This window comes from Paenarthrobacter sp. TAF1, from assembly GCF_052113825.1.
GTDB classification, from domain to species: Bacteria; Actinomycetota; Actinomycetes; order Actinomycetales; family Micrococcaceae; genus Arthrobacter; species Arthrobacter nicotinovorans.
The window spans coordinates 184,585-201,691 of record NZ_JBFRDO010000005.1 but is presented as its reverse complement, the minus strand read 5'-3'; the positions used below and the strand labels follow the sequence as shown (position 1 = coordinate 201,691).

At 65.3% G+C, this 17,107-nt stretch carries 13 protein-coding genes; 6 read left to right on the top strand and 7 right to left on the bottom strand.

Translation table 11 applies throughout. From position 1 onward, the window contains the following. Positions 1-412: 412 nt before the first annotated feature. The 3 genes from AB4Y81_RS09105 to sufU all read left to right on the top strand — a co-directional run bounded on the left by AB4Y81_RS09105 (position 413) and on the right by sufU (position 4,817). Positions 413-2,923, top strand: coding sequence for an ATP-binding protein (locus tag AB4Y81_RS09105; protein ID WP_441995706.1), 2,511 nt, complete (start codon positions 413-415; stop codon positions 2,921-2,923). A 79-nt stretch (positions 2,924-3,002) separates the two neighbouring features. Further along, positions 3,003-4,328 (top strand): SufS family cysteine desulfurase, encoded by a 1,326-nt coding sequence (locus AB4Y81_RS09100; RefSeq protein WP_441995705.1) that lies wholly within the window; start codon positions 3,003-3,005, stop codon positions 4,326-4,328. A gap of 36 nt (positions 4,329-4,364) precedes the next feature. Beyond that, positions 4,365-4,817, top strand: a complete 453-nt coding sequence (sufU, locus tag AB4Y81_RS09095) for a Fe-S cluster assembly sulfur transfer protein SufU (RefSeq protein WP_441995704.1) — start codon at positions 4,365-4,367, stop codon at positions 4,815-4,817. 18 nt (positions 4,818-4,835) lie between these two features. Here the strand turns inward: sufU and nhaA are convergent, their stop codons facing one another. The 4 genes from nhaA to AB4Y81_RS09075 form a co-directional block, all read right to left on the bottom strand. Further along, positions 4,836-6,149, bottom strand: a complete 1,314-nt coding sequence (nhaA, locus tag AB4Y81_RS09090) for a Na+/H+ antiporter NhaA (RefSeq protein WP_422758331.1) — start codon at positions 6,147-6,149, stop codon at positions 4,836-4,838. Positions 6,150-6,294: 145 nt separating this feature from the next. Further along, entirely contained in the window at positions 6,295-6,516 is a 222-nt protein-coding gene (locus tag AB4Y81_RS09085) for an SCO4848 family membrane protein (RefSeq protein ID WP_018777351.1), read from the bottom strand. 1 nt (position 6,517) lies between these two features. Then, on the bottom strand, positions 6,518-7,015 hold the full coding sequence (locus AB4Y81_RS09080) for a DUF2505 domain-containing protein (protein ID WP_018777352.1): 498 nt from the start codon (positions 7,013-7,015) through the stop codon (positions 6,518-6,520). A 47-nt stretch (positions 7,016-7,062) separates the two neighbouring features. After that, on the bottom strand, positions 7,063-8,592 hold the full coding sequence (locus AB4Y81_RS09075; protein ID WP_018777353.1) for an SDR family oxidoreductase: 1,530 nt from the start codon (positions 8,590-8,592) through the stop codon (positions 7,063-7,065). Between the two features lie 109 nt (positions 8,593-8,701). On the opposite strand from AB4Y81_RS09075, the gene mfd reads away from it, so the two are divergent. Further along, the gene (gene mfd, locus AB4Y81_RS09070; RefSeq protein WP_055974947.1) at positions 8,702-12,334 is read left to right on the top strand and encodes a transcription-repair coupling factor; all 3,633 of its coding nucleotides are present in this window, start codon (positions 8,702-8,704) and stop codon (positions 12,332-12,334) included. 4 nt (positions 12,335-12,338) lie between these two features. Next, positions 12,339-13,133, top strand: a complete 795-nt coding sequence (locus tag AB4Y81_RS09065; RefSeq protein ID WP_079581068.1) for a metal-dependent hydrolase — start codon at positions 12,339-12,341, stop codon at positions 13,131-13,133. A gap of 79 nt (positions 13,134-13,212) precedes the next feature. On the opposite strand, the gene AB4Y81_RS09060 is transcribed toward AB4Y81_RS09065, so the two are convergent. Both AB4Y81_RS09060 and deoC read right to left on the bottom strand, forming a co-directional pair. Continuing rightward, positions 13,213-13,440, bottom strand: a complete 228-nt coding sequence (locus tag AB4Y81_RS09060) for a hypothetical protein (RefSeq protein ID WP_018777356.1) — start codon at positions 13,438-13,440, stop codon at positions 13,213-13,215. 53 nt (positions 13,441-13,493) lie between these two features. Then, entirely contained in the window at positions 13,494-14,186 is a 693-nt protein-coding gene (gene deoC / locus AB4Y81_RS09055; protein ID WP_018777357.1) for a deoxyribose-phosphate aldolase, read from the bottom strand. A 216-nt stretch (positions 14,187-14,402) separates the two neighbouring features. Between deoC and AB4Y81_RS09050 the strand changes: the two genes are divergently transcribed. Further along, positions 14,403-15,956: an HNH endonuclease gene (locus tag AB4Y81_RS09050; RefSeq protein ID WP_081623337.1), complete on the top strand. Its 1,554-nt coding sequence runs from the start codon at positions 14,403-14,405 to the stop codon at positions 15,954-15,956. Positions 15,957-16,100: 144 nt separating this feature from the next. Here AB4Y81_RS09050 and AB4Y81_RS09045 read toward each other — a convergent pair whose 3' ends face one another. Next, positions 16,101-16,973 carry an FAD-dependent oxidoreductase gene (locus AB4Y81_RS09045; protein WP_018777359.1) on the bottom strand — a complete coding sequence of 291 codons (873 nt, stop codon included), beginning with the start codon at positions 16,971-16,973 and terminating at the stop codon, positions 16,101-16,103. Positions 16,974-17,107: the final 134 nt, after the last annotated feature.

The following is a 17,107-nucleotide window of genomic DNA, read 5'->3' as shown; positions in this document are numbered from 1 at the left end:
GCCCTATTTAACTAATCAATGGAGTAATTCGCGGGTTTTTCGTGTCGGAACCAAGTAGTGCCCCTTCCCCGTACTGAGTACAACACAGTATCCAGCCCTGAAAAGCCCCCCAGTAATCGAGTACCGATTACTGGTGTTTGGCTTTTGCGCCCCCGGCAGTATTGATCTTGGAAGAACGGTTCAGCCCCAAGCATCACCGGGATTCCGAAAGTCGCATCAACCGCATCGGTGGTCTCTTCAGCCGATGCCCCGGCCACCGAAGGGTGGTCCGGCCCTGAACGAAGCCGGCGGCGACAGAGTCTTCTGAGACCGAGACTCTCCCCCCAGCCGCCGCCGGCTTCTAAGCCAGGGACCCCGCGAATCGCGGACATCAAAACTTCCCGGACATGGGACTGCTGCTATTGGAGTGTGCATGCTGCCGGACCCTTGGCTGGACGAAGACACCGTCGCAGCCAGGCTGGGATCTCCGACACTGCCCGATAGGGCGCAATTGCTGGAACTCGTCTTTTCCGCCGTACGGTCATCTTCCAAGAGCGGCATCCTGGTGGCAGGGGAGAAGGGCTCGGGCAAGAGCCACATGTTGCTCTCCCTCAAAGCCGGACTTCCCGGGACCATGGATGTCAGGACCTTCGCCGGAAGCCTGGACCTGACGGCGACCCAATACGGTGTCCTGGGTGCCTCAACAGGCGTCCTGGGTGGCGCCGCGCGTGTCCTGGGGGCCAGCACCGGGGGGACCGGCACCGAGGGGACCGGCACCGAGGGGACCGGCACCGAGGGGACCGGCGAGGGCTTGCTCCCGGGGCTCCATGTCCTGCGCGCCCTGACCAGCACACTCGGACCGGCCAGCTACCTGTATTCGCCTCCCGTCGCGCGGCGAGGCAACAAACGCCGGAACCACCAGGCCCGTCCCCAGCTGGTGCTGCTGGTGGACGACATCCACTACGTGGATCCTGCCTCCCTGGGTGTGCTGCTCCAGCTCATTCCTGGATTCGGTGCCAAACTCGTTGCCACGGCTGACAGCCGGAGCCCGCTGCCGCAGGATCTCTATCAGCTCTGGGAAGACGGCTTCATGGAGCAGTACCTTCTTCCCCCTTTCACCTTCACGGAGGCGCACGCCCTGTGTGTTTCCCTCCTTGGCGGAAAGGTCCAACGCCGGGCCAGCAGCCTTCTGGCAGTCATCAGCGGCTTCAACGTGGGCATCCTGTGCCTCGCCGTGGAGGACGCACGCCGCGCCGGGCTCCTGGTGCAGAGGGAAGGGTATTGGACGATCAACACCCGGGCGCATTGCCAGTGGCCTGGCGTCGTGGATCGCGTCCAGGCGGAATACGCTGCCCGGCTGCCTGAAGAGCGGCTGGCACTGGAGCTGACAGCGCTGGCCGAGCCGGTCGCCGTCGAGGTTTTGGAGCGCCATTGCGGTCACAAAGCCGTAGAGAACCTACTGTCCGAAGGCCAGATCAGGCTGTTGCCCGGCAGGTCTCCGATGGTCCGGATGGGCTCGTGGTTGCGGGGGGAGGGCCTCCGGCTTGCAGTTCCGAGGTCCCGGAGCCTTGCCCTTCATCAACGGATCGAGGACCCCGGGCTCACGCTCGAGACGGCACCGAGCATGTTGCGGTGGATGACCTGGACCCTGGACTGCGGGCTGGGCCTGCCGGATGAGCTCCTGCTGGCGGCGGCGCCGGCAGCCGACCGGCCCGTAACCGCCGAACTTGCCCTCCAGGCTGCCTCGGCTGTGAAGTCTCCGGGCCACCGGGACGAAGCAGGAATGCTCAGGGCGAGGGCATTGATTGCCGAAGGCCAACTGGCTGAGGCCGCACCTGTCCTCCGTCACTTGGCCACGGCGGCGAGCTCGGCGGAGGTGAAGGCCGACGCCGGTGGGCGGCTCATGGCGCTGGAGCTGCTCGGCGCAGCGCACGGCGGGCTGACTGCAGGGGACACGGTTGCCGACCCCGCCGCGCGGATCGCAGGAAAGGTGCGGGAGGCCGAACGCTTGCTCCTGTCCGGTGCGGCCGCCGAGGCCCTGGAAAAGACCACTGAGGCAATGAAAGTCGTCGGTGGTGATCCGTCCATGGCGACGTTCCGTGCGGGCGCGGCACTTCGGCACGTGATCTGCCTGCGGCACAATCTGGGGTGGAGTGCCATGGTCCCGCTCTTGGAGTACTCCGCCTACGGGGTGCCCAGCCACCTGGCCGCATGTTCAGAAACAGCACGGGCCTACGCCCAGCTCGGCCAGGGATTCCCCGGGGCGGCGCGCGGCACGCTTGAGGCGGTACTGGCAGAACTGTCCGACGCCGGACTGCCGCCGGTGCGGTCCTTGGCTGCGGCCATGATGGCCTACTGCGAGGCGCTCAGCGGAAACCCGGGTGAGGCACTGGAACTGGCCGCACTAAGCACCTCGGGAGCCGAGACAGGGTTGGCTGGGGGGTCGCCTGACGATCTCCTGTCCCGGATCAGTGCCCTCTACTGTGCCGCGGCCAGGGACGTTTCGTCCGGTACCTACACCCACCTGATGGCGCTCGCGGACGAAGCCCAATCCTCGGGAAGTGTCTTGTTGGAGGTTGAGGCGCTGTCCCTCCTGGCGCTCAACGCAGGCCGTGCCGGCGTCGTGGATCCGGCCATCCTGCCGCGGCTGGCCGCCGCGGCTTCCGGCGTCGAAGGTACCGGTGGTGCGGCGTTGCGGACTTTTGCGGCCGCCATGGTGGAAGACGACCCCAAGTCGCTGGAGGCGGCCGGCCGCTCACTGTCAGCAGACCGGCAATTCGCCCACGCAGCACTTTGCTACGCACGTGCGGCTGCCGGTTACCAGGCGAAGGTCCGCACTGCGGCGGCCCGGCGGGTATCGGTCCTCGTTGAGCGGCTCCGCGGTGTCACGGAGAGCGAGGCCGTGCCACCCCTGGGTTGGGTTCCGGGGAGGGCCGGGAACTGACGTGCTGTACGGCACACCGCCCGATCCGGGCCCACGTGGGATAATGAGGAGTCCCTGAAGGATTCCCAAGGAGCGCCCCTTGACTGCCGTATCAACTCCAGCCTCACTGCAACAGTCCATGCATGCCATGGACAACGCGGAGGTGTTGCGGATCCGGAACGACTTCCCGGTGCTGGACCAACTGGTCAACGGTAAACCGCTGATCTACCTTGATTCCGGTGCCACCTCGCAGAATCCGCTCAGCGTCATCGAAGCCGAGCAGGAGTTCTACGAGCAACGCAATGCTGCCGTACACCGTGGCGCCCACCACCTGGCTGTCGAAGCGACCGAAGCCTTTGAAGACGCACGCCAGACCGTGGCGGACTTCATCGGTGCCCGCTACGAGGAAACCGTATGGACCTCCAACGCCACCGAGGGTCTGAACCTCATCAGCTATGCCCTGTCCAACGCGGCGCTGTGGGCAGCCCAGGGCCGCGGCAGCTCCGCCTTGAAGGAACTGGCCATCGGTCCCGGCGACGAAATCGTGGTCACGGAGATGGAACACCACGCCAATCTCATTCCCTGGCAGGAACTCGCCTTCCGCGCCGGTGCCACGCTCAAGCACATCCCCATTACCGACGACGGCGCGCTTCGCCTTGATGCCGCCGGAGAGATCATCGGGAACCGGACCCGGCTCCTTGCTTTCACCCACGCCTCGAACGTCCTGGGCACCATCAATCCCGTTGCCGATCTTGTGGCCATGGCACGCCGTGTCGGGGCGCTCGTAGTGCTGGACGCTTGCCAGTCGGTTCCCCACATGGCGGTGGACGTGAAGAAGCTCGACGTCGACTTCGCAGTGTTCTCCGGGCACAAGATGCTGGCTCCCACCGGAGTCGGGGTGCTGTATGGAAAGCAGGAGCTCCTGGACGTGCTGCCGCCTTTCCTCACGGGTGGCTCCATGATCACCACAGTCACCATGGAACGTGCGGAATACCTGCCCGCGCCGCAGCGGTTCGAAGCCGGAACGCAGCGCATCTCCCAGGCTGTGGCGTTGGCAACAGCCGTCAATTACCTTTCCGAAACGGGAATCGACCGCATCCATGCCTGGGAGGCCACCCTGGGCCAGCGCCTGGTCAAGGGACTCGAGAGCATCGAGGGTATCCGCGTCGTTGGTCCTGCGTCCGGCGCTGAGCGGATCGGTTTGGCAGCCTTCGACGTCGCCGGTGTCCACGCCCACGACGTCGGGCAGTTCCTCGACGACCGCGGCATCGCTGTTCGCGTCGGCCATCACTGCGCCCAGCCGCTCCACCGGCGCCTCGGCCTAACGGCCACCACCCGGGCCAGCACCTACCTCTACAACACCACGGACGACGTCGATGCTTTCCTCGACGCCGTCTCGGGCGTGCGGGCCTACTTCCAGGCCTGATCACACTGACTTTGCAAAGAAACGGGCATCAGCACCATGAGTCTTGACCAGCTTTACCAGCAGATCATCCTGGACCATTCCAAGCAGCGGCACGGCAGCGGGCTCGCCGAAACACTAGCCCCTGCGGGTGCCTCCCCCGGTCAGTCGCACCAGCTGAACCCCGTGTGCGGGGACGAAGTGACGTTGCGGCTCGCCGTCGCGGACGGAACAGTCCAGCAGATCAGTTGGGACGGTGCCGGCTGTTCCATTTCCATGGCCTCGGCCTCCGTGCTCAGCGAGATGGGTGAGGGGATGTCCGTGGCGGAACTGCATTCCGTGATCGACAACTTCCGGGAGGTCCTGCGTTCCCGCGGGAAGGTGCAGGCAGACCCGGAGATCCTGGGCGACGCCGCAGCGTTCGAGGGAGTAGCCCGCTACGCAGCCAGGGTCAAGTGCGCCATGATCTCGTGGGTGGCTGCCGAGGACGCCCTCAACCAGGCAACGGCCTAGCTCCGAGGCACCCCCGCCTCAGCTGCGGGCAAAGACATCAGGTACGCCGTCGCCGTCGTCGTCCCGTTCTTCGTCCGCCTGCACCTGCCGGTACCGCCGGTTACGGGCCTTAAGGACGACGGCGGCCAGCAGCGCCGAGATCAAGGAACCCGCCAGGATGGCCACCTTGGCGTGGTCGTTGTGGGCTGAACCTGCACCGAAGCTCAGCTCCCCGATGAGCAGCGAGACGGTGAAGCCGATACCGGCCAGAAGCGCCAGCCCGAAAAGGTCGATCCATGCGATGCCGGAATCCAGGCTGGCGCGCGTGGTCTTGGTGACCAGGAACGTCGTGCCGAAGACGCCCACAGCCTTGCCGAGCACCAACGCGGCCACGATGCCCAGCGCCACGGGATCCCGCAACGCCGCGCCCATGCCGTCCAGCCCGCCCAGGGCCACACCGGCGGAGAAGAACGCGAACACCGGAACGGCAAAACCTGCCGAGAACGGGCGCAGGCGGTGCTCAAAGTGCTCGGCGAGGCCCTCGGCGGGCTCACCCTTCTTCCCACTGGCAAACACAGGGACGGCGAAGCCCAGCAACACCCCTGCCACGGTGGCGTGGATGCCGGATGCGTGAACGAACCCCCATGTCGCCAGGGCCAGCGGCACCAGGAGGTACCAGCTGCGGATCCGCTTCTGTACCAGGAACGTGAAGAGCGCCAACGGGACGAGCGCGGCCAGCAGCATGAGCGGCTGGAGCCCAGTGGAGTAGAAGAAGGCGATGATGCCGATGGCGATGAGGTCGTCCACCACGGCAAGCGTCAGCAGGAACGTCCGGAGCGCGGCGGGAAGGTGCGTGTTGATCACAGCCAGGACCGCCAGTGCGAAGGCAATGTCCGTCGCCGTGGGAATGGCCCAGCCCTTGAGGGTTTCAGGGGAACCGAGGTTGAAGAGAACAAAAATCAGCGCAGGGACTGCGACGCCGCCGATCGCTGCAGCCACAGGAACAACAGCCCGGGCTGGTTTGCGGAGTTCCCCGGCCACGAATTCGCGTTTGAGCTCCAGTCCCGCCAGGAAGAAGAACCCCGCCAGCAGTCCGTCGGAGGCCCAGTGGCCCAGGCTGAGCTCAAGGTGCCAGGGTTCGTAGCCTATCTTGACGTCGCGGAGTGCGAAGTAGCCGTCGGCTGCGGGGGAGTTTGCCCAGATGAGGGCTATCACTGTTGCGGCCAGGAGAAGTGCTCCGCCCACGGTTTCCGTACGCAGGATCGAGAGGATCCTGCGATACTCCGGGTAGCTGGAGCGGGTGAAGACTTTGCTGGAGGGGGTTTTGGGCGGGACGGGAGGCAGCTGGGCCACTGAGGGCTCCTAACAGTGGGCGGTCATAGGGCGGGTACAGCAAATACACGCCGACCAGACTTCCCGGCACACCAATATCCATCTTACCCAACTCCACTGAGGGCTCAGTGGAGCGTTTGCCGTCCCCGGTCGGGTGGGACGAGGCTCAGGCGACGAGGCCCGCGATTCCGATGACCGCCGTCGCCAGTCCCAGCACCATGGAGATGGTGACCAGGACGACGTGGACCGTCAGGAACTTTGTGGCCTTGCCTGCGGCGTCGCGGGCCCGGGGATCCTTCATGACGCGCTTGAGGAACTGCGGCCACACAGCCAGCGACCACACGCCGGCCACAATCAGGACCACCGCAAGGATTGCGGGAATCTGCATGCTAGTGGCTTTCGAGCCAGGCCTGGGCCTGCTGCGACTGGATGCCCAAGGCCTTGCCCACCATGGGCTCGGCAGCGTCAGCGATCTTTCCACCCAGGAACGGAACCGAGGACGTCACATTGCCTTCGAGTTCGATCCGGGTGCTGCCGCCCTCGGCCACGAGCCGTTGGACCGCGGTGACATCCAACGGTGCGCCGGCGATCTTCAGCGCGATGGTGCTGGCGCGCGAGCCGTCGGCAGCCGGGGCTTCCCACTGCTCGGTCTGGGTGACCTTCAAGGTTTCGCCGACGAACTTGCGGGCGATCTCCGGCAGGCGGGTGGTGGGCAACGTGCGGACGGTGGTGGTGGTGAAAGCGCCGGCAGTGTCGCCGTCAACGGTGAACGATTCCAGCGAGCCGCCCACGTATTCGCTCGTGTGGCGCAGGAAATCCTCGTCGACAAAGACGGCCGCTACGCGGTCAACGCTGTGGGGCAGGGTGGTGGATGCACTCAGGGCCATGGGTCCTCCGTGGATGGTGGTGGTGAAGCTTTTTAGCTCCCAACATCCTACGGGGTCCGGGTGGACACACTTGAACCCGATTCCTCCTGAAGGGTGGTCGCGGCTGCCGAAATGTTGCGGGCCATGGACGGAAAGATGAAGCCGTGGAACGGATACACGCCCAACCAATACAGCCGTCCGGCCAAGCCGCGGGGGAAGAAAATCGCGCGCTGCTTATAGAGGCTCCCGTCGCCGTCGGGCTCCACCGACAACTCAAGCCAGGCACCACCCGGGGCGCGCATTTCGGCGCGCAACCGCAGCAGGTGGCCGCGGTCGATGGCTTCAACCCGCCACCAGTCCACCACTTCGCCGGTGTTCAGCGTCTTGGGGTGCCTGCGGCCGCGGAGCAGCCCCGCGCCGCCCTGCAGCTTGTCCAGCCAGCCGCGCACCCGCCACGCCAAAGGCAGCGAGTACCAGCCGTTCTTGCCGCCGATGCCCTCGATGATGGTCCACACATGCTCCGGCTTGGCTTCGCTATGGAAGGTCCGCTCGTCCAGGAACACTTTGTAGCCGGCCCAATCGGGGTCGCTGGGCAGGGGATCGGCGTCGATACCGGCGTTGGCCCAGGTGGTCTCCACCTGACCGTCCCGTTCCTTGCCCAGCGCCAAGGCTACGGCTCGCCGGTAGGAGGTCAGGCCGCCGTCGGGCTGCTTGATGTAACGGTCGACGTCGTGCTCCCGCGATACGGCGTCGTGCTGCAGTGACTGCACCAGCGGCAGCGACATGGACAGCGGAATCGGTGTTACCAAGGCGACCCACAGTCCGGCGAGTTTCGGCGCGGGAACGGGAAGCGCGATGACCAGCCGGCGAGGCAGGCCACGTTCCACGGCGTACTCGTTCATCATCTCCTTGTACTTCAGGACCTCCCGTGAGCCGATGTCGAACGAGCGGTTCAGCTTGTCCGGCAGGGCCGCCGCCGCCACGAGATAGTGCAGGACGTCGCGCACCGCGATCGCCTCAATCCGGTTGTTGACCCAGCTCGGCGCGGGCATGACCGGGAGGGTGTCGGCCAGGTGCCGGATCATTTCGAAGGATGCGGAGCCGGAACCAATCACCACGCCCGCCTGGAACACGATCGAGTCCACGGGTGATTCGAGGAAGACTTTGCCCACGGTTTCGCGGGAACGCATATGTGTGGACAGTTCCGTGTTCTCCGGGTGCAGTCCGCCGAGGTACACGATCCTGTCCACTCCGGCCTCCGCAGCTGCCCCGGCGACGAGGCGGGCCATGGCTTCTTCCTTGGCCTCGAAACCGCTGCCCGACGCCATGGAATGGACCAGGTAGTACAGGACGTCCACGCCGTTGAGCGCCTCGGAGAGGCCGTCGGCGTCGGACAGGCTGTTCTCAATGATGTCGACGTCGTCATGCCACGGAACGTCTGCGATTTTTTGGGGCGTGCGGACCAGGACTTTGACCTTGTGGCCGGCTTCGAGGAGCCGGGGGACCAGCCGACCGCCGATGTAGCCGGTGGCGCCGGTCACCAGCACTGTCCTGGTGTCCTGCGTGGTGTTGGAATGCGTAGCTTCCGAAGGCTGCAAAGGAACTCCTGTGGCTGGGGGTGGAGGTAGGCTGGAATGACCCGGCATTCATCTGAATTTCCGGGCATTTGTGTTGCCTGCCCTTGGACCCACCCTAGGAGTTTCTGCCATGAGCCTCAACGGTCTGCGCCGCGCACTGGCGGAGGACAAGACTTTCGCGCGCGTTCGTACCGAGGCGGAGCGGTCCTTCAGCGACCGGAACGCCGACTACCAGATCAGCGCCCCCACGGGGATGCGTGCGGTGTTGCTCGCCGAAATGGCCGATGCCCTGGCGGACACCGGCGCCGATGACGCGGCAGCCCCGGTGGTCCTGGCCGTGACCGCCACCGGCCGTGAAGCCGAAGACCTCACCGCGGCGCTCTGCTCCTACCTCCCCGCGGACTCTGTGGCCACCTTCCCCAGCTGGGAAACCCTCCCGCACGAGCGCCTTTCGCCGCGGTCGGACACCGTGGGACGCCGCCTGTCCGTTCTGCGCCGCCTGACCCATCCGGAAACCTCGACGGCGGCCCCGTTGCGTGTGGTGGTGGCTCCGGTCCGCGCTGTGGTCCAGCCGATCGTGGCCGGCTTGGGTGACCTGGTGCCGGTCACCCTGCAAGTAGGCCAGGAACGCTCCTTCACCGACGTTGTCCGGGCCCTCTCCGACGCCGCCTACGCGCGCGTCGACATGGTGACGCACCGCGGCGAATTCGCCGTCCGTGGCGGAATCCTCGATGTCTTCCCACCCACCGAGGACCACCCGATCCGGGTGGAGTTCTTCGGCGACGAGGTGGATCAGATGCGCTGGTTCGCCGTGGCCGACCAGCGTTCCTTGAGTGCACCCGGGATCCACCACCCCACGGAACTGCATGCCCCTCCGTGCCGGGAAATCCTGATCACACCCTCGGTAATGTCCCGTGCGGCGAAGCTGAAGGCAGACATGCCCGCGGCGGCCGACATGCTGGAGAAGATCGCAGGGGGCATCGCCGTGGAGGGCATGGAATCCCTGGCCCCGGTGCTGGTGGATGCCATGGTTCCGTTCGTGGACCAGCTCCCGGCCGGCTCCCTGTCCGTTGTGATCGAACCCGAGAAGGTGCGCACGCGCGCGCACGACCTCGCGGCGACCAACGAAGAGTTCCTGGAAGCGGCCTGGTCCACGGCGTCCGACGGCGGTGCGGCGCCCCTTGATTTGTCGTCACAGGCCTCCACTGACTTGCACGCCGCCAGTTTCCGCTCACTGACCGATACCCGCTCGGCAGCGCTGGAACACGGCGTGTCCTGGTGGTCCATCACCTCCCTCGCCTCTGACGAGGACCTGGTCCTGGACATCGATGTCCTCAACATGCGTGCCCGCGAACCGCGTGGCTACCAGGGAGATGTGGCCGAGATGCTGGAGTTCATCGGCTCCCGTGTCCGCGAGCAGTGGCGCGTCGTAGTGGTTACGGACGGCCCGGGTCCCGCGCAGCGCCTGGCTGAACTGTTCCACGACGCAGAGATTCCCTGTTCCCGCGTCGACTCTCTGGATCAGGAACCCCAACCGGGCATCATCGAGGTGACCACTGCCGCCGTCGGACGCGGTTTTGTCCTGGACGGCCTCAAACTGGGGCTGCTGACCGAAGCCGACCTGCTGGGACGGGCGACAGCGAGCTCCACCAAAGACATGCGGCGCATGCCGTCCAAACGGCGAAACGCCGTGGATCCTTTGCAGCTGCACGCGGGTGACTTCGTGGTCCACGAACAGCACGGAATCGGCCGGTTTGTGGAGCTGATCCAGCGCAAGGTGACCGGGACGTCGTCGTCCGACGCCGGGCTGCGCGAGTATCTGGTGCTGGAGTACGCGCCGTCCAAGCGCGGTGCCCCTGGCGACCGGCTGTTCGTACCGACGGACCAGCTGGACCAGGTGACCCGCTACGTGGGCGGGGACACGCCTGCGCTGAGCAAAATGGGCGGCGCGGACTGGGCCAGCACCAAGTCCAGGGCACGCAAGGCCGTCAAGGAAATCGCCGGGGAACTGATCCGGCTGTACTCTGCCCGCATGGCATCCCGCGGCCACGCTTTTGCACCGGACACACCGTGGCAGCGCGAGCTCGAAGAAGCGTTCCCCTACGTGGAAACACCCGACCAGTTGACCACCATCAACGAGGTCAAAGCCGACATGGAGCGGGAAATCCCCATGGACCGGTTGGTATCGGGTGACGTCGGCTACGGCAAGACCGAAATCGCCGTCCGCGCCGCCTTCAAGGCTGTCCAGGACGGCAAGCAGGTGGCGGTGCTCGTGCCAACCACCCTGTTGGCGCAGCAGCACTACGAAACCTTCACTGAACGCTTCTCCGGCTTCCCGCTGCGCGTGAAGCCGCTGTCCCGGTTCCAGACCAGCAAGGAAGCCAAGGAAACGGCCGAGGGCGTCAAGAGCGGCGCTGTCGACGTCGTGATCGGTACCCACCGGCTGCTGTCCAAGGACTTCGAGTTCAAGGACCTCGGCCTGGTGATCGTGGACGAAGAGCAGCGCTTCGGCGTGGAACACAAGGAAGCGCTGAAGAAGATGCGCACCAACGTGGACGTCCTGGCGATGAGTGCCACGCCCATTCCGCGAACACTGGAGATGTCCCTGACGGGAATCCGCGAAACGTCCACACTGGCCACACCGCCGGAGGAACGCCACCCGGTGCTGACCTATGTAGGTCCGTACACCAACAAGCAAACCTCCGCCGCGATCCGCCGTGAACTCATGCGCGAAGGGCAGGTGTTCTTCGTCCACAACCGGGTGTCCTCGATTGAACGCATTGCCGCGCAGATCCGTGAACTGGTTCCCGAAGCCCGGGTGGAAGTTGCCCACGGCCAGATGTCCGAGAGCCGCCTGGAAAAAATCATCGTGGACTTCTGGGAAAAACGCTTCGACGTCCTGGTGTGCACCACCATCATCGAAACCGGCCTGGACATCTCCAACGCCAACACCTTGATTGTGGACGGGGCCGACAAGTACGGCCTCTCGCAGCTGCACCAGCTCCGAGGCCGCGTAGGCCGTGGCCGTGAGCGCGCCTACGCCTACTTCCTCTACCCTTCCGAGAAGCCCTTGGGTGAGGTGGCGCTGGAACGGCTCAAGGCAGTGGCGGCACACAACGAGCTCGGCGCCGGCATGCAACTGGCCATGAAGGACCTGGAAATCCGCGGCGCAGGCAACCTGCTCGGCGGAGAACAGTCCGGCCACATCCAAGGTGTCGGCTTCGACCTCTACATCCGGCTTGTGGGCGAGGCCGTGGCCGAGTACCGCGGTGAGGCTGAAGAGAAGGCCGCCGAGATGAAGATCGAGCTGCCGGTCAACGCGCACCTGCCCCATGACTATGTTCCCGGGGAGAGGCTGCGTCTTGAGGCGTATCGGAAGCTCGCTGCCGCCATCACATATGAGGCCATTGATGAAGTCCTGGCCGAACTCGTGGACCGTTACGGTGAGCCGCCGCTGCCGGCCCAAAACCTCATTGCCGTGGCGCGCTTCCGGGTGGGTGCCCGCGAAGCCGGCCTGTCCGACGTCGCGCTCCAAGGCAACTTCATCCGCTTCTCGCCGGCGCAACTGCCCGAATCCAAAACCATGCGCCTGAACCGCATGTACCCGGGCTCCCAGGTCAAGCCTGCGCTCGACGCCGTGCTGATCCCCAAGCCCAAGACGGCCCGGATCGGCGGACGTGACCTCCAGGACGCCGAGATCCTGCAGTGGGCCAACAACGTCATTGAAGCGATCTTCGCCGAAGCCCCCGTGAAGGCAGGCTAGGCGAATGATGGGAGGACACCACGCCGCGTCGGGAGCCGCGGCGTGGATAGCTATTGCCTCAACCGGCCCCTACGCGCTCGGCTGGTACCCGCTGGATGCCACTGGAATCCTGATTGGCGCCATGGCGACGGCGGGAACGGCCTTGGTATGCGACTGGGACCACCGGCACAGCACCATCGCCAACTCGCTGCCGCCACTGTCCAACGTGATTGCCGTGGGCATCGAGAAAGCCAGCGGTGGGCACCGGCAAGGAACGCACTCACTGCTCGGCGCCTCGGCCTTCGTGGTGCTGGCCGCCATGGCGGCGCAATTCCAGATGGTGACGCCGGTGGGAAAACTGTCGGTGGGTGCCGGACTCTTGTGCATGTTCATGATCAACCTGGCCGCCAAGGCGCTGAACCTGTTCCCCAAATCCGGGTGGATCACCAACTGGCTGTTCGCCCTGCTCATGGCCGGCCTAGTGACGTGGTTCGCCCCGGCCCAATGGGGTTGGCTCCCGTTGTCCATGCTGACGGGCGTGGTGGTCCACATTGTGGGGGACATGATCACCGTTGGCGGGGTGCCGCTCTTGTGGCCGATCGTCATCAAACCACCGAAATTTTTGCGGAAATCCGTTGTCAGTGGAATCTGGCGGGCGAACGGGGCTTTCTCCCTGCCGCTGTTGGGCAGGGCGGGGTCACGGCGGGAATGGTTGGTGCTGATTCCTGTGAGCGGCTACGCCATGGTGGGGATGGGGGCCGCTGCCTGGACACTGGCGAAGCTGCACTGGCCCGCGTTCCTTGCCGCGCTCGCGCTTTAAAAGCCAAACGCGGTGTGACTTACGGCCCATGGTCCCCTTCGGGATGGGCCGTAAGTCACACCGCGTTGCTGTTTGAGGTTTAGCTTTCGCCGGCGGAGTCCGACCGGCCGAGAATGGTCTGGGGGATCCAGAAAGCCAGGGCGAAGAGGCCAAGGCACACGGCCATCGGCCACGGGTTGTCCAGGCTCAGGAAGGAGAGCGAGTAGATGGCGCCCAGGAAGAGCACGATCATGACCAGGAACAAGACAATGCTCGTGCCGAGATTGTTCTCTTTTTCAATGGGGGCACTTGTGGTGTTCTTGGACATTCATTCCTCCTCGGCCCCGCAGGGCTCAAAAATCTCTGGCGGTAGCGGAAGCCTTAGTAGGCAGATGAACCCTGTTCACCTTTGACGATGGCAATTCCGGAACTCGCTCCGATACGTGTTGCACCAGCAGCAATCATAGCCTGTGCGTCGGCCAGGGAGCGCACGCCACCGGAGGCCTTGACGCCGAGGCCGGGCCCAACGGTCTTGCGCATCAGGGCAACGTCTTCAACCGTGGCACCACCGCCGTTGAATCCCGTGGACGTTTTGACGAAGTCCGCGCCTGCCTCCGCTGCTGCCTCGCAGGCGATGACCTTCTGCTCGTCATTGAGCATGGATGTTTCAATGATCACCTTAAGGATGGCTTCGCCTGCGTGGACCGTTTCGGCCACAGCTCGGATGTCGTCCACCAACGCGCCCTTGTCATTGGCGCGGGCCGAAGCCATGTTGATCACCATGTCGATTTCGTTGGCACCATCGAGCACGGCACCACGGGCCTCAAAAACCTTGACGTCGGTGGGCGTGGCACCCAGCGGGAACCCGATCACCGAACAGGTCAGGACTCCTGAGCCCTTGAGCGCTTTGGTGACGGACTTGACCCACACGGGGTTCACGCAGACAGATTTGAACCGGTACTCCACGGCCTCCGCGCACACCTTGAGGATGTCTGCCTCGCTGGCCTCGGGCTTCAACAGCGTGTGGTCGATGTAGGAGGCGATGTTTGCAGGGGCGACGGCTTCGTTGCTCATGGGATCCTTCCGTGCAGGGCGTGGCCGGCCCGGTGGCCGCAGGGTTGTCACTGCCCGTCAAAGGACCATCTTGCCACATCCGGCGGGGCTCCCCGCGGCCCCGTGGGGGTCGCTGGTGGGTGGGGCGCGGGGATTTCCGCGGGTGCTGGAGCGGGGTTTTCCACATAGGGGGCTCGGTGTCTTTTGGCTGTTGGTGGTGGCTGGAAGGGTTGCGGTATGGAGTGGATTCGGGAGGGGCGGGAGCCGGTGGAAGGACAGTCGGCGGCGGGGCCGGTTGGTTCTGCTGGGGCGTCGGTGGTTGAGAGTGATCCCGGGCCGGCTGTTCCCGGTTCGGGTGTTGAGGGCCCTGGGTCCCTAAGTGGTGACTTGATTGGGCAGTTGCGGGTGTTGGAGGAGATGAAGTCGGCGATTTGCGGATTGCAGGCCAGGGTTGCGGCGGCGTTTGAGGCAGCCCGGTCTGCTGAGCGGGCCGCTGCCGGGGTGCCGGTGTCCGAACGCGGCGATGATGTGGGAGCCGAGATCGCGTTGGCGCGGCGGGAATCCCCGAACCGGGGAGCGCGGCTTCTGGGGCTGGCGAAGGCGCTGGTGTTCGAGATGCCGCGCACGATGGCGGCCTTGGACTCGGGGATGTTGAATGAGTGGCGGGCGACGTTGTTGGTGAAGGAAACAGCGTGCTTGTCAGTGGAGGACCGGGCTGGGGTAGATGCGGAATTGGCCGCGGATACCGGGACTTTTGAAGGCGTGGGGGATAAGGGCGTGATCGCGGCTGCCAGGGCTGCTGCGTATCAGCGTGATCCTCGCTCGGTTGCCCAGCGTGCGGCCCGTGCAGCCGCGGACCGAACGGTGACGTTGCGACCGGCGCCGGAGACAATGACGGTTTTGACTGCCCTGCTGCCGGCGGCCCAGGGGGTTGCAGCTTACGCGGCGTTGTCTCGTGCTGCGGATTCGGTCCGGGCCCGCGGGGGTGCTGGCTCAGGGGCTGCGGAACGGGGCCGGGGCCAGGTCATGGCAGATACCTTGGTTGAACGTCTCACGGGCAAGGCCGGCGGGATCAGCGGGGTTGAAGTCCAGCTCGTCATGACCGATCGGGCCCTTTTCCAAGGCGATAGTGAACCCGCCCGGTTACAGGGCTATGGCGTCGTCCCGGCACAATGGGCGCGCGAACTTGCAAACCCGGAGGCGGCGGGGAACACAACCGCTGACGCTGGACAGGCCGGGATTTCAGGACGCAGAACCGGTGGCATGGGTCGGGCAGGAACGCTTTCCCAAACCCTAGCGCCGGTTCGGGATTCCGAGTACGGACTCTGGCTTCGGCGGCTCTACACCGCCCCGACCTCCGGGGAACTGCTCACCACGGACTCCAAATCCAGGCTGTTCCCGCCGCGGCTCCGGCGTTTCATCGAAACCCGTGACTACACCTGCCGAACCCCTTACTGCGACGCGCCCATCAGGCACATCGATCACGTGGTGCCCTGGCAGCACGGCGGACCTACCACTGTGGACAACGGCGCCGGGCTCTGCGAAGCATGCAACCACACCAAAGAACATCCTGGCTGGACCGCAGCAACCACGGAGGCCGGAACCACCCAGCCCATAACAACCGAGGCCGCAAACACCAGGCCCGGTAACCCCACCCCGGCAAATCCCGGCACGAGAACCCGCCACACCCTCAAACTCCGAACACCCAGCGGGCACAACTACGAATCCAAAGCCCCACCGCTGCCAGGGGGCTCGGACAGAATCAGGTCGACCAAGGATGGCCGGGATTAGTTATCGCTGGCGGCCGTGAGTGAAGTTTCCCAGGTGTCAAGGCCGTGAGTTGCACGCGTCGCGCCTGAAGACTGCTTGCGTAGGAAATCGTCACCTGCTGTTCCCTGATGCCCGACACCCGGCGGGAGCTACGGAGTCGGCGAATCACGCCGCCATGGCTGGCTGGGGTTCGCTGCTCACGGCTCCCAGCAGCATGCCGGAAGCGCAGAGCATCGCGGAAGATTCTGCGGACAGGAGCAGGCCCAGGCGAAGGCCGTCGCAGGAAGCGGCATCACCGATCGCCCAGATGCCAGGGACGGACGTGGCGAGGTCGCGCCCCACGGCGATCCCGCCGTCGGACGCGATCCGGAGGCCGGCACTTTCGGCGAGGCCATTGCGTGCGGTGCGTTCCTCGGCCAGGACCACGAGGTCGCCCTTCATGCTGCTGCCGTCCTCAAAGACGATTCCCGTGGGGGACAGGGCTTGCCCGGGGATGGCCGAATCAGCAATAGAGGCAACCACAGCTGTGGGGCGGAGGGTGGTTCGGACGGGACGGACGCCGCGTGCCCGGAGAACCGCTTCGGCCTGGCCCGCTGCTGGACCGTTGCCGACGAGTATTCCCAGCGGACGGCGGCCGACAGAACGGGTGACGTCCTTGACGGCTTCGCCAATGGAGGCGGCATCGTCGATGGTGGAGTAGCTCAGGACCGCCTCGGCACCGTCTACCGGGGGAAGGAGGGGGGCCGAACCCGTGGCGATGACCAGTTGGTCGTAGGCGAACTCCATGCCGTCCACCGTGGTGACTACCTTGGCCTCAGCGTCGATGAAACTGGCGGCCTGGCCGAAGCGCACGGAAACCTGGGGCAGTTCGGCAAGTTCGAGGAGGGCGTCCGGGCAGTCGTCGCGATTGCTGAGCACTGTGATGGTGCCGGCGAAGGGCCGCTGACGGGTGTCGGTCCTGCCAGCCAATCGCCGCACCAGTGCCTGGGCTGCCGGGCCTGCGCCGGCGATGACGATGTGAAGGGAAGTAGAGGACATGGTGGGCCCTTTCGCTGATGACCTGTTTGGTGCTGTTGTTCATCAGCGTAGGATGCCGGTTTTTCGCGGGTGTTTCACCGCTGTTGCCATCTTTGGCGCATTCGTAGCGTGCCGTTTACCCGCCGGTAATAACG